Raw genomic sequence first — 12,413 nt, 5'->3', positions numbered from 1 at the left:
GGCGGAAAATTTTCCGGGTCCTGTGCGCCACGCGTACCCGCTTTCGCCGGACCGGAGGTGCCCGCAGGGGAGTTTTCCGTTATGACAGGTTGACAGGGGCGTCCCCGCCTCGCCACATCCCGGCTATCATGAGCGACGCGAATCTGACGACCTCCTCCGCCTCCGGTGACACGGGCAAGCCACCTCTGGAGATCCTGCTCTGTGCGCCGCGCGGTTTCTGCGCCGGTGTCGTGCGGGCGATCGACGTGGTGGAACGGGCACTCGCCATCTACGGACCTCCGGTCTACGTCCGTCATGAAATCGTCCACAACAAGTACGTGGTCGAGAGCCTGAAGCGGAAGGGCGCGGTGTTCGTCCGCGAGCTCGACGAGGTTCCCGACGGCTCTGCTCCGGTAATCTTCTCGGCTCACGGCGTCGCCAAGACGGTGCCACACAACGCTGATTCCCGCGGCCTCACCACCATCGATGCCACTTGCCCGCTGGTGACCAAGGTCCATCGCGAGGCGGAGATCCACCACAAGCGCGGCCGCCACGTGCTACTCGTCGGCCATTCCGGTCACCCCGAGGTGGTCGGCACCATGGGCCAGTTACCCAAAGGCTCGATCACGCTGGTTGAGGACCTCGATCAGATCGCCGCCCTGGAGCCGGAAAACCGCGACAACCTCGCTTGGGTGACGCAGACCACCCTGTCGGTGGACGACACACACCACATCGTCGAGGCGCTGAAGAAGAAGTTTCCGACGATCACCGGCCCGCACAAGGACGATATCTGCTATGCCACCACCAACCGCCAGGAGGCGGTGAAGCAGGTAGCGCCGCTCGTCGATGCGGTCATCGTGGTCGGTTCCTCAAACTCTTCGAACTCGCAGCGCCTGCGCGAGGTCGCCGAACGCGTCGGCTGCCCGATCACCCGCTTGGTGCTGCGGGCCGAGGAAATCGATTGGCCGGCCTTTGAGGGCATCCGAAAGCTCGGACTCACGGCTGGTGCCTCGGCACCGGAGGTGCTGGTGGAGGAGATCATCGACGCCTTCGCAGCGCGCTACACCGTGACGGTGGATACGGTTTCCACGGTGGTCGAGGACATGTCCTTCCCGTTGCCGCGCGAACTGCGCAGCGAAGCTGCCGAGTAGGCAGACAGCGCTCCCGATAGACTTGGCTTCAGCAGGGGCGCCGTTCGGCGCCCCTGTCCATTTCATCCCCGAAATTATCAAGCGAACGTGCCGTGGCAGTCTACACCGAGGTCTCCGACGCGGCGCTGACCGCCTTTCTCGCGGCCTACGACATCGGTACGCTGCTTTCCTACAAGGGCATCGCCGAGGGCGTGGAGAATACGAATTTCTATCTCCACACCACTGGCGGCTCGTTCATCCTGACTCTCTACGAGAAGCGCGTCCGAGCGGACGACCTGCCGTTCTTCCTCAACCTGATGGAGCACCTCGCCGCTCGCGGCCTCGCGTGCCCACAGCCGATCCGCGATCGCACCGGAGTTGCACTGGGTGAGCTCTGCGGCCGACCCGCAGTGATCGTGACCTTCCTCGACGGTGTCTCGGTGAAGCGTCCCGGCGTCGATCACTGCCATGCCCTCGGTCGGGCGCTCGCCGGGTTGCACGCGGCAGGTGCCGATTTCGGGATGCGGCGCGTCAACAATCTCTCGGTCGATGCATGGGAACCGCTCTTCCGTCTTTCGGAGCCTCAAGCGGACACCGTTTCACACGGCCTGACCGAACGGGTTCTCGGCGACCTCGCCGTGCTCCAGGCGTCGTGGCCCTTGGGTCTTCCGTCCGGCGTGATCCACGCCGACCTCTTCACCGACAACGTGTTCTTCATCGGCGATGAACTGTCGGGGCTGATCGACTTTTATTTCGCCTGTACCGACGCCTTCGCTTACGATCTGGCCATCTGCCTCAACGCCTGGTGCTTCGAGGCGGACGGCAGCTTCCACCGCGATATGGGCGCGGCTCTGATCGCGGGCTACGAGGCGGTGCGCCCCTTGGTTTCGGCCGAGGTCACGGCCTTGCCGATCTTGTGCCGGGGCGCGGCCCTACGCTTCATGCTGACCCGACTCGTCGACTGGCTCAATGTGCCGACCGGCGCCCTGGTCCAGCCGAAGGATCCCCTGGAATACGACCGCCGGCTGACCTTCCATCGCACTGCGACGGATGCGCGGGATTACGGTTGGGCCGGCCCGGGACCGTAAGCCTAAGGGCCTCCCCGGACGTCTCATGTTGCCGGCGGATCCATGGCATCCGCCGGCGCATGGGTCAGATCACCTTGAGAAGAGCCTCGGCACCCGACAACTCGGTCTTGGCCGGGGAGTCCTCGACGTTGAGAACACGTACGACACCGTCCTCGACGAGCATGGCGTAGCGCTTCGAACGGGTACCGAGGCCGAACCCGGCACCGTCCATATCGAGCCCCATCGCCTTCGCGAACTCGGCATTGCCGTCAGCGAGGAACTCGAGGCCCTCGGCCCCACTCGCCTCCTGCCAGGCATCGAGCACGAACACGTCGTTGACCGAGGTGATCGCGATGGTGTCGATGCCCCGAGCCTTGATCTCGGCCTGCTTCTCCACGAAGCCGGGCAGGTGGTTGCGGTGACAGCTCGGCGTGAAGGCACCGGGGACCCCGACGAGGACGACGCGGCGGCCCTTGAAGAGGTCGTCGGTGGTCTTGGCTTCCGGGCCGTCCGCCCCACTCACGCGGAACGTGACCTGGGGGAGGTGGTCGCCAACCTGAATGGTCATCCGTCGTCTCCTGAAGATCGCCGGGGCATCCGAACCTTCGGATCCCTGATCACTGTCGCAGCGTCGTACCCGGTCGACACACTGGGCCCGCCCGTGAAAAATCGTCTAGCTCGCAGGGGTTAGCCTGTCGAGTTTCCACTGCCGCCGATGTGGCGGATATCCATCGGCGGAACGTGCCGTGCCCTGGACAAAGGCGTCTGCCCGCGTAGCATGCGCCAATGCAGCGTTCACAGGCCCGCACGGGCGATCCCGCCTATCTTGATGGTCAGTTTCTCGTCGCCATGCCGGGTCTGACGGATTCACGCTTCGCCCGGTCGGTCATTTATCTCTGCGCCCATTCGGCGGACGGAGCCATGGGGATCATTCTCAACAAGGCCGTCACTGACCTCAGTATGCCCGATCTGCTGATCCAGCTCGATATCGCGAGCGAGACCGATGCGATCCGGCTCCGCGAGCGCGTCGGGCACATGCCCGTGCTGATGGGCGGCCCGGTCGATGCCAAGCGCGGCTTCGTTCTCCACACTGACGATTTCCATATCGATCAGTCCACGCTGATCATCGATGATGGAATCTGCCTCACGGCGACAGTGGACATCCTACGGGCGATCGTGGCCGGAGACGGTCCGGCCAGTGCCGTCTTGGCCCTTGGCTATGCGGGATGGCAGGCGGGGCAACTCGAGAACGAGATCCTGGCCAATGGCTGGCTGGTCTGCCCGGCCGACCCAAACATGATCTTCCACACGGCTCTCGAAGCCAAGTACGAGCGCACGTTGCGCAACAACGGCATCGATCTCGCGATGCTGTCGGTGAGCGCCGGCCATAGCTGAGGCTTCGCGCTACTGATCGGCGAACGGAGCGCCACCCGTATCCGGATTCATGCCCTCCACCGGCGGCTTGCGGCGCGGGCGTGGCGGGGATGCCGAGGCGCTTGGTGACGCGGTGTTGGTGTTGACCCCAAGGCGGGTGGCGAGTGCCAAGGCCCGCGCTTCGGTGAAACGCAGGTTGCAGAAGCCATGCGCCCCTTCGCGAGCATAAGTTCGGCACATCTGCTCACGATCCGATGAGAAGGCCGCCTGTTCGGTGACCACGGGGCGAAGCTCGGGGCCGCGCAGGCGCTGGCTGATCAGCTTGTAATTCTCACGCACCGCCCGGTCGGCACCACCGCGTGCGGCCTCGAACTCGCTCGCTCGTGGAACGAGCGTCGCGGCAGCCGGTCCCCACAGGCCCGTTGGGGTCGTGGCGCAATCGGCCGATGCGAAGGTGCAGACAGGACCGGACATCGATTGCACCAGGATGGCGCCATCGAGCACATCGAACCGAAGGGGACACTCGCCGCCGGTGACCTCGAAGCGGCCGACGCCTTCCGGGCGGCCCTCCGACGAGACCGCCAACGGCGCCCCCCCGTTCAACGGCACCTTGCAGACTTCGACCGGCTGCGAAATCTTATTGCCGGGCAGGACGATGCGGGCTGTGGTGCCCGCTCCGGCCCGTTCCAGCTTCAGGCTACCCGTGAGCCCGTTCAGCATCAACTCCTGGCCCATCAGGTTGTCCTCGGAGGGCGCTTTGAGGACGATGGGCTGACGGGGAACCGGGGGCGCTTTCGGCGCCTCGGTGGCGGATGGCGGAATTCCCTCGCCGGGGGCACCCGGCATCGGAGCCTGCGGAGCCGAGGGCACCCCCCGTGGAGGTACTGGCGGCTTGGCCGCCCGCCCAATCCCGAACAAATCCTCGAAGAACGACTGCGCACAGGCCGGGTGAGGAACCGATGCCAGCACCGGGAGAAGAAGAAGCACGCGGGTCAGACGCATCGAAACTTTCAGGCCTATATCCGTGGAAACGGCGTGATGCGCAGGCAAGCACGTTCAAGCCCCACTTACCATGCAACGATTGTCTTGCCACGGCAGCGATGCCGCTCCTTGCCGACGAGACATCGGGGACCCCGCTGGCGCCGTCGTTGCTAGAACCGCCGCTGGCGGTCCGTGAAGCTGTCGGAATTCCAAGTCGACGAGGGGGGTAACGCGGTTCCGCGCAATCGGATGCACCTCCTCGCCGGGCTCTGCCTTGCGGCCTCGCGACACCCTTCTTATATCGGCCGAGACGCGGGATTAAGACCCGGCTCTGCACCGTTCCGGGGCGCGAACCGGTGTCCAAGCCCGTTCTCACACAGTCAGTTTTGCAAAGCCATGGGCCGAGCTGCTTCGGGGCTCGGCGGTCTGCTTGACCAAACGACAACAGAGGGATCCCACCATGGGTAAGGTAATCGGTATCGATCTCGGCACCACGAATTCCTGCGTGGCCGTCATGGAAGGCACGCAGCCCAAGGTCGTCGAGAATTCGGAAGGTGCACGCACCACGCCGTCGATCGTCGCATTCACCGACGAGGGCGAGCGGCTCGTGGGCCAGCCCGCCAAGCGTCAGGCGGTCACGAACCCAGAGCGCACCTTCTTCGCCATCAAGCGTCTCGTGGGTCGGACCTACGACGATCCGATGACGCAGAAGGACAAGGGTCTTGTCCCCTACAAGATCGTTCGCGGCGACAATGGCGATGCCTGGGTCGAGGCGGACGGCAAGAAGTACTCGCCCTCGCAGATTTCCGCCTTCACCCTGCAGAAGATGAAGGAGACGGCCGAGGCGCATCTCGGTCAACCGGTGACGCAGGCCGTCATCACGGTACCCGCTTACTTCAACGATGCCCAGCGTCAGGCCACCAAGGATGCTGGCAAGATCGCCGGTCTCGAGGTCTTGCGAATCATCAACGAGCCGACCGCGGCGGCCCTCGCCTACGGCCTCGACAAGAAGAAGGCCGGCACCATCGCAGTTTACGACCTCGGCGGTGGTACCTTCGACGTGTCGATCCTTGAGATTGGTGATGGCGTATTCGAGGTGAAGTCTACCAACGGCGACACCTTCCTGGGTGGCGAGGACTTCGACAACCGTGTGGTCGAGTATCTGACGAGCGAGTTCAAGCGCGAGCAGGGCATCGACCTCACGAAGGACAAGCTCGCCCTCCAGCGCCTGAAGGAAGCCGCTGAGAAGGCCAAGATCGAGCTGTCGTCAGCGACACAGACCGAGATCAACCTGCCCTACATCACGGCCGATGCTACGGGTCCAAAGCACCTCGCGCTCAAGCTCAGCCGAGCGAAATTTGAATCCCTCGTGGACGATCTCGTCCAGCGCACCATCGAACCCTGTCGCAAGGCGCTCAAGGATGCGGGCGTTTCGGCCTCCGAAATCGACGAGGTGGTGCTGGTCGGTGGCATGATCCGCATGCCGAAGATCCAGGAAGTCGTGAAGTCCTTCTTCGGCAAGGAGCCCCACAAGGGCGTCAACCCGGATGAGGTCGTGGCCATCGGCGCGGCGGTTCAGGCCGGTGTGCTCCAAGGCGACGTCAAGGACGTGCTGCTCCTCGACGTGACCCCGCTGTCGCTGGGCATCGAGACCCTGGGCGGCGTGTTCACTCGCTTGATCGACCGCAACACCACGATCCCGACGAAGAAGTCCCAGACCTTCTCGACGGCCGAGGACAACCAGAACGCGGTGACCATCCGGGTCTTCCAGGGCGAGCGCGAGATGGCGGCCGACAACAAGCTGCTCGGCCAGTTCGATCTGATGGGCATTCCTCCGGCGCCGCGCGGCATGCCGCAGATCGAGGTGACCTTCGACATCGACGCCAATGGCATCGTGAACGTCACGGCCAAGGACAAGGCGACGAACAAGGAACACCAGATCCGCATCCAGGCGTCGGGTGGCCTGTCGGACGCCGATATCGAGCGGATGGTCAAGGACGCCGAGGCGAATGCCGAGGCGGACAAGAAGCGCCGCGAACTCGTCGAGGTGAAGAACCAGGGCGAGAGCCTGATCCATGCCACCGAGAAGTCGGTGAAGGAGTACGGCGACAAGGTCACTGCGGACGACAAGGGCGCCATCGAGACGGCCATCACCGCGCTCCGCACCGCCCTCGAGGGGGACGATGTGGAGGTCATCAAGGCCCGCACCACCGACGTGATGCAGGCTTCGATGAAGCTCGGCGAGGCGATGTACGCCGCCAACCAAGCCGGTGAGGCGGGGGCCGAAGCCGGCACCGGTGAGGCGAAGAAGGACGACGTCATCGACGCCGACTTCCAGGAAGTCGATGACAAGGACCAGAAGAAGCGGGCATAACGCCTACATCTGAAGACGGGGCCGGAGCGATCCGGCCCCGAGCCATGTTCGGCTTGTCCCGATGAGCGGAACCAGCCGCGTTTCAGGCGCACCGGCGTTTGATGGGGACGGTGCGGTCCAGTCGGATCGAAGCGCCGGGGACTTTGAGGACGGGAATGTCGAAACGGGACTATTACGAGATTCTAGGCGTCTCCAAGACCGCGACTGACGGCGAGATGAAGGTCGCCTTCCGTAAGCTCGCCATGAGCTATCACCCGGATCGCAATCCGGGGAATGCAGAGGCCGAGCTCAAGTTCAAGGAAATCAACGAGGCTTATCAGTGCCTGTCTGACGGTCAAAAGCGTGCCGCGTACGACCGCTTCGGCCACGCCGCATTCCAGCAGGGTGGCGGCGGCGGTCCCGGATTCGGAAACGAGTTCGGCGACTTCATGTCGGATATCTTCGACAACTTCTTCGGTGATGGCCGGGCCGGCGCTGGCGGCGGACGTGGCGGCACGCGCGGCGGCCCGGCACGCGAACGCGGCGCCGACCTCCGCTACAATCTCGAGATCTCCCTCGAAGAGGCGTTCAGTGGAAAGGCCGAGACCATCAAAATGGCGACCTCGGTCACCTGCGAGGTCTGCTCCGGCTCCGGTGCCAAGGCCGGTTCGAAGCCGCGTCCCTGTCAGACCTGCGGTGGCTATGGCCGCGTGCGTGCGGCGCAGGGCTTCTTCGCCATCGAGCGCACCTGCCCGAACTGCCACGGCCGCGGTGAGGTGATCGACGATCCCTGTAGCGCCTGCAGCGGCGCAGGCCGCGTGACGCGCGAACGGACCCTCGCCATCAACGTACCGGCCGGCGTTGACGACGGCCTGCGGATCCGTTTGGCCGGCGAAGGCGAGACAGGCCTGCGCGGCGGACCGGCGGGTGACCTCTACGTCTTCCTCTCGATCAAGCCGCACGAGTTCTTCCAACGTGACGGCGCCGACCTGTTCTGCCGCGTGCCGATCTCCATGGTGACCGCGGCGCTCTCGGGCGAAATCACCGTGCCGGTGATCGATGGCTCGCAAACCCAGGTCCGTATCCCAGCCGGCACCCAGACGGCGAAGCAATTCCGTATCAAGGGCAAGGGCATGCCGGTGCTGCGATCGCGCGACGTCGGCGACCTCTACATCCAGGTTTTCGTCGAGACGCCGCAGAACCTCTCGAAGCGCCAGCGCGAATTGCTCCAAGAGTTCGATCAGTCGGCCTCCGACGAGAACCATCCGGAGAGCGCGGGCTTCTTCTCCAAGGTCAAGGATTTCTTCGACGGGCTCGGTGGGGTAGCCAGGACATAGACTTGCAATATCCTTCGGATCAAAACCGTTCGGCCACGGTTATCGCATGTGGCGGTCGAGCACCGCCTGCACGATCCTTGTGTGCGCCCCGGCGGGTTCGATGTTTGCAAGCTTGACTGCCGGAGAGCTTCGTCGTCTAGCCTTTCCCTCCCAACCCGTGATCTGAGGACATAGGGTCTTGCCGCCGCTACGCCGCTCCAGCGCAAAAGCCGACCTCGCTTCCGGTGCCAACCGTACACGGCGGGATCCGCTGGAGGACGAGGCGCGATTCCTGCGTTCCTGGTTCGAGCGTCCCCTCGTCACTGGCGCTGTGACGCCGTCTGGCAAGATGCTCGCCCGCACGATGGCCTCCTACGTCGATCCGCGCATCACCGGCCCTGTAATTGAACTCGGACCTGGGACGGGACCCGTCACCGAGGCTTTGATCCGGCGTGGCGTTGAGCAGGAGCGCCTGATCCTGGTCGAGTATAATCCGGATTTCTGCAAGCTGCTGCAGAAGCGCTTTCCCCGCGCGACGATCTTGCGCGGCGACGCCTACAACATTCGCGAAACATTCGGCACGATGCTGGCGGAGAAGGCGGCGGCGATGGTTTCAAGCCTTCCGCTCTTCACGAAGCCCTTGGAGCAACGTCTCGATCTCTTGAACGCCGCCCACGAAATGATGCATCCGAGTGCGCCGTTCGTGCAGTTCACGTACGCGGTGGTCCCGCCGATCCCGGCCCGGTGCGATGCCGGCACCTACACGGCCAGTCGTTCGAACCGAGTCTGGCTCAATCTTCCGCCGGCGCGTGTCTGGGTCTATCGCCGACCCTGAGGGCGATCGTTGAATTTCCGAACGCAGGCTGAAGAGAGGTCTCAGTTCGCGTTCAGTGCCAGAGCACTATCCCGGATGCCGAGGGCGAGACCCGCCTTGGCAATCGAGACAGGAGCTTCACGATGATCACCTTGCGCGCAGTTTCTTTGCGGGGAATGAGAACTCTGTTCGCCGTGATGAGCTTCGCCGGCGGCTTCGCACTCGCGACGAATGCGCAGGCTTTGCCCCTCGTGGCGCTGGTCCACGGGGATCCGCAAACCGCAATCACCCCGGTGCAGTACTGGGGCGGGCATGGTGATTGGGGCCATCATCGCCGCCATCACGAGGACCGCGGCTATGGTCACCGCCGCCGGCATTTTGGCTGGGGGCATCGCGATCACGGCTGGGATCATTACCGCGGTTGGGAAGGGCGTCGTCACCATCACCACGGTCGCGGACGTTACGACTACTGACCGCTCCGGCTTCCGGTGCTTCACCGAAGAGCCGGCGCCTGCCTATCCCGCGATCCGCTCCAGGACCGCAGGCGTTCGCTCCACGGGTGTCGGGTCGATGCGGTAGGCCGCCAGCAAAGCGGCTTCGGCTCGCTCGGCGGAGGCTGCATCGGCTGCATGGACCATCGCAAGCGGCTGGCCTTGCTCGATCCGAGCTCCGATACGGGGCAGCCCGGTGAAGCCGACACGTGGATCGATGTCGTCCTGCGGGCGGGTTCGACCACCACCGAGACCGATCACCGCAATGCCCAGATCTCGCGTCGCGATCGAGGCGACGTAGCCGTCCGTCTTCGCAGCGATCGCGCGCGTGATCGGCGCCTTTGGCAGGTAGCGCCCGGTCCGCTCGACGAGGTCGACGGGCCCTCCGAGCGCAGTGACCATCCGGGCGAAGACTTCGAGCGCGCGGCCTGACGCTCTCGCGTTCTCCAGGCGGGCAGAAGCGTCCGCGACGTCGGAACTGAGGCCGCCGACCACCAGCATCTCGGCGGCAAGCGCCATCGTCACGGCGTGGAAGGCCGGCTCGCACCAGCGCCCGGTGAGATAGTCGAGGGTATAGGCAACCTCCAGGGCGTTTCCGGCCGCCGAGGCGAGGGGCGAGTCCATGTCGGTGATCAGCGCCACCGTACGCAGGCCCGCACCACCCGCCACATCGACGATACTCCGCGCAAGACCCTCGGCTTCCGGGCGCTCGGCCATGAAGGCGCCCGAGCCCACCTTGACGTCCATCACCAGGCCGTCGAGACCGGCAGCGAGTTTCTTGGACAGGATGGAGGCGGTGATCAGGTCGAGGGACTCGACAGTGCCCGTCACGTCCCGAATCGCGTAGAGGCGCCGATCCGCGGGCGCGAGGTCTGCGGTCTGTCCGATGATGGCGCAGCCCACGTCGGCGGTCACACTCCGGAAGCGGTCGAGGCCCGGCATCGCGTCGTAGCCCGGGATGCTCGCGAGTTTATCGAGGGTGCCGCCGGTATGCCCGAGGCCGCGTCCCGAGATCATCGGGACGTAGCCGCCGCAGGCCGCGACCATCGGTGCGAGCGCGAGGCTGACCGCGTCCCCCACTCCGCCGGACGAATGCTTGTCCAGGACGGGTCCGGGTAGGTCCCACCGCAGGACGGTGCCGGACTGGGTCATCGCCCGGGTCAGCGCCACGCGCTCCGACCACGACAGGCCGCGGAAAAACACCGCCATGGCGAAGGCAGCGGCCTGCCCCTCGGTCACCCGCCCGTCCGTCAGGCCCGCGACGAAGTCCGCGATGTCCTCGGCCGGGATCGCGCCGCCGTCCCGCTTGGTGCGGATGAGTTCCTGGGGCAGCCTCATCGGCCGGGCTCGGCGGAGGCCGCGACCAAGGCCGTGCGCAGGCTGCTGGCGCCGAGGCGAAATGTGCGGGGAGAAACCCAGTTCGGCCCCATGATGCGATCGGCGAGGGCGAGGTAAGCGCCCGCATCCGCGACGGTTTTCAGGCCTCCCGAGACCTTGAGACCGACGGGATGCCCCCCCGCGTGGTCCCGGATGGCGCGGAGCATGGTCTCGGCGGCCTCCGGGGTCGCCGAGACCGCGCTCTTGCCCGTGGAGGTCTTGAGGAAATCCGCCCTGGCCTCGATGGCGAGGCGGCTCGCGGCCGTGATGGCGTCCGGGGTCGCCAGGACGCCGGTCTCCAGGATGACCTTCAGCAGACGAGCGCCGTCGCAGACGTCGCGGATCGCGGCGAGCATGGCGCGCGCCGTGCCGGTCTCGCCGGCGAGGACGCTGCGGTAGGGCAGGACGAGATCGATCTCGTGGGCGCCATCGGCCAGCGCTTCGGTCGTATCCTCCACCGCCCGCTCGATGTCGTCGCCGCCGGCGGGAAAGTTGATGACGGTGGCGACGCGCACCGGCGTGCCGGCGAGCAGCCGGGCGGCGCGGCTCACGTAGTGCGGCCAGACGCAGACGGCGGCGACCGCGCTCGCCCGGGCGTCGCGGCAGAGCGCGTCGATGGCGATCTCTGAGCAGGATTCGCTCAGATCGGTGAGGTCGAGGAGGGGCAGGGCCCGCCGGGCGATGGAGGCATCGTCGGTCATCAGGGGGCACTCGCGGGCAGGCGGGCGACGAAGGCGGCGACCAGGCGGGCGAGGGCGTCGCCGGCCCGGGCGGCGACGGCCTTGGTCTCCGCGTGGTGGGGATCGCCGCCATCGATCCCGGCGCCGAGGTTGGTTACAACGGACAGGGCGGCGACGGGCAGGCCGTAGAAACGGGCGAGGATGACCTCCGGGACCGTCGACATGCCGACGAGGTCGGCCCCGAGGAGGCCGGCCATGCGGACTTCCGCCGGGGTCTCGAAGCTCGGTCCGGCGAACCAGGCATAGACGCCCTGGTGCAGGGCGACGCCGGATTCCCGTGCCGCGTCAAGGAGATGGGCGCGCAGGGCGGCGTCGTAGGCGCCCACCAGGGGCACGAAGCGGGCGTCGCTGGCCTCGCCGATCAGCGGGTTGAGGCCCGAGAGGTTGAGGTGGTCGGTGAGCGCCACGAGGCTGCCGGGGCCGACGGAGGGCCGCAGGGAGCCGGCGGCATTGGTGAGGAGAAGCGCTTGTGCTCCAAGAACTTGCGCGACGCCGAGCGGCACCCGCATCACGGCGGCGTCGCCGGTCTCGTAGGCGTGGGCGCGGCCCTCGAAGACGAGGACCCGGCGTCCGGCGAGGGTCCCGGCATGGAGGCGGCCGCCATGGCCGCTCACGCCCGGGGCCGGAAACCCCGGAATTTGCCCGTAGGATACCGAGAGGGTCGTGTCGAGGTCACGCACGATTCCGCCGAGTCCGGTGCCGGTGACGATCGCGCAGGCGAAGGGTCCGCCGAACCCCTGCGCGCGCAGCAGACCGGCGGCGGCCTGGACCCCCGGCTCCGGTTCACGCAA

12 protein-coding genes are annotated in these 12,413 nt (G+C 66.0%); 7 read left to right on the top strand and 5 right to left on the bottom strand.

Annotated elements, in window-relative coordinates; genetic code table 11:
* Positions 1 to 128: 128 nt before the first annotated feature.
* Together ispH and AC6EUL_RS13070 are read left to right on the top strand one after the other, a co-directional pair.
* Entirely contained in the window at positions 129 to 1,130 is a 1,002-nt protein-coding gene (ispH, locus tag AC6EUL_RS13075) for a 4-hydroxy-3-methylbut-2-enyl diphosphate reductase (protein ID WP_056213754.1), read from the top strand.
* Positions 1,131 to 1,222: 92 nt separating this feature from the next.
* Positions 1,223 to 2,197 carry a homoserine kinase gene (locus tag AC6EUL_RS13070; RefSeq protein ID WP_499870520.1) on the top strand — a complete coding sequence of 325 codons (975 nt, stop codon included), beginning with the start codon at positions 1,223 to 1,225 and terminating at the stop codon, positions 2,195 to 2,197.
* Positions 2,198 to 2,261: 64 nt separating this feature from the next.
* Here the strand turns inward: AC6EUL_RS13070 and AC6EUL_RS13065 are convergent, their stop codons facing one another.
* Positions 2,262 to 2,744: a peroxiredoxin gene (locus tag AC6EUL_RS13065; protein ID WP_499870519.1), complete on the bottom strand. Its 483-nt coding sequence runs from the start codon at positions 2,742 to 2,744 to the stop codon at positions 2,262 to 2,264.
* A 218-nt stretch (positions 2,745 to 2,962) separates the two neighbouring features.
* Between AC6EUL_RS13065 and AC6EUL_RS13060 the strand changes: the two genes are divergently transcribed.
* Positions 2,963 to 3,571 carry a YqgE/AlgH family protein gene (locus AC6EUL_RS13060; protein WP_499870517.1) on the top strand — a complete coding sequence of 203 codons (609 nt, stop codon included), beginning with the start codon at positions 2,963 to 2,965 and terminating at the stop codon, positions 3,569 to 3,571.
* Positions 3,572 to 3,580: 9 nt separating this feature from the next.
* On the opposite strand, the gene AC6EUL_RS13055 is transcribed toward AC6EUL_RS13060, so the two are convergent.
* Complete coding sequence (locus tag AC6EUL_RS13055; RefSeq protein ID WP_499870515.1) at positions 3,581 to 4,552, bottom strand: hypothetical protein; 972 nt, start codon at positions 4,550 to 4,552, stop codon at positions 3,581 to 3,583.
* 439 nt (positions 4,553 to 4,991) lie between these two features.
* Here AC6EUL_RS13055 and dnaK point away from each other — a divergent pair, with 439 nt between their 5' ends.
* From dnaK to AC6EUL_RS13035, 4 genes are all read left to right on the top strand, one after another.
* A complete protein-coding gene (gene dnaK, locus AC6EUL_RS13050; RefSeq protein ID WP_056213744.1) occupies positions 4,992 to 6,905 on the top strand; it encodes a molecular chaperone DnaK in 1,914 nt (637 codons plus the stop codon).
* A gap of 155 nt (positions 6,906 to 7,060) precedes the next feature.
* Entirely contained in the window at positions 7,061 to 8,221 is a 1,161-nt protein-coding gene (gene dnaJ, locus AC6EUL_RS13045; RefSeq protein ID WP_499870514.1) for a molecular chaperone DnaJ, read from the top strand.
* Positions 8,222 to 8,399: 178 nt separating this feature from the next.
* Positions 8,400 to 9,035 (top strand): class I SAM-dependent methyltransferase, encoded by a 636-nt coding sequence (locus tag AC6EUL_RS13040; RefSeq protein WP_056213738.1) that lies wholly within the window; start codon positions 8,400 to 8,402, stop codon positions 9,033 to 9,035.
* A 122-nt stretch (positions 9,036 to 9,157) separates the two neighbouring features.
* Positions 9,158 to 9,487, top strand: a complete 330-nt coding sequence (locus AC6EUL_RS13035; RefSeq protein ID WP_499870512.1) for a hypothetical protein — start codon at positions 9,158 to 9,160, stop codon at positions 9,485 to 9,487.
* 42 nt (positions 9,488 to 9,529) lie between these two features.
* On the opposite strand, the gene deoA is transcribed toward AC6EUL_RS13035, so the two are convergent.
* The 3 genes from deoA to AC6EUL_RS13020 are packed head-to-tail and all read right to left on the bottom strand — an operon-like array spanning position 9,530 to position 12,413.
* Positions 9,530 to 10,843 (bottom strand): thymidine phosphorylase, encoded by a 1,314-nt coding sequence (gene deoA, locus AC6EUL_RS13030; protein ID WP_499870510.1) that lies wholly within the window; start codon positions 10,841 to 10,843, stop codon positions 9,530 to 9,532.
* Positions 10,840 to 11,583, bottom strand: coding sequence for a deoxyribose-phosphate aldolase (gene deoC / locus AC6EUL_RS13025; RefSeq protein WP_499870508.1), 744 nt, complete (start codon positions 11,581 to 11,583; stop codon positions 10,840 to 10,842). Before deoC ends, deoA begins: the two co-directional genes overlap by 4 nt.
* Positions 11,583 to 12,413 carry a purine-nucleoside phosphorylase gene (locus AC6EUL_RS13020; RefSeq protein WP_499870506.1) on the bottom strand — a complete coding sequence of 277 codons (831 nt, stop codon included), beginning with the start codon at positions 12,411 to 12,413 and terminating at the stop codon, positions 11,583 to 11,585. Before AC6EUL_RS13020 ends, deoC begins: the two co-directional genes overlap by 1 nt.

It is taken from the genome of Methylobacterium sp. 001424705, assembly GCF_059816145.1.
Note: the sequence above shows the minus strand (reverse complement) of the source record. Positions and strands in the feature narration are given on the sequence as shown.

Excerpts from the sequence above, each read along its gene's own strand:
- ispH (WP_056213754.1), top strand. The coding sequence starts at position 129 with ATGAGCGACGCGAATCTGACGACCTCCTCCGCCTCCGGTGACACGGGC.
- AC6EUL_RS13065 (WP_499870519.1), bottom strand. The coding sequence starts at position 2,744 with ATGACCATTCAGGTTGGCGACCACCTCCCCCAGGTCACGTTCCGCGTG.
- AC6EUL_RS13060 (WP_499870517.1), top strand. The coding sequence starts at position 2,963 with ATGCAGCGTTCACAGGCCCGCACGGGCGATCCCGCCTATCTTGATGGT.
- AC6EUL_RS13055 (WP_499870515.1), bottom strand. The coding sequence starts at position 4,552 with ATGCGTCTGACCCGCGTGCTTCTTCTTCTCCCGGTGCTGGCATCGGTT.
- dnaK (WP_056213744.1), top strand. The coding sequence starts at position 4,992 with ATGGGTAAGGTAATCGGTATCGATCTCGGCACCACGAATTCCTGCGTG.
- dnaJ (WP_499870514.1), top strand. The coding sequence starts at position 7,061 with ATGTCGAAACGGGACTATTACGAGATTCTAGGCGTCTCCAAGACCGCG.
- AC6EUL_RS13035 (WP_499870512.1), top strand. The coding sequence starts at position 9,158 with ATGATCACCTTGCGCGCAGTTTCTTTGCGGGGAATGAGAACTCTGTTC.
- deoA (WP_499870510.1), bottom strand. The coding sequence starts at position 10,843 with ATGAGGCTGCCCCAGGAACTCATCCGCACCAAGCGGGACGGCGGCGCG.
- deoC (WP_499870508.1), bottom strand. The coding sequence starts at position 11,583 with ATGACCGACGATGCCTCCATCGCCCGGCGGGCCCTGCCCCTCCTCGAC.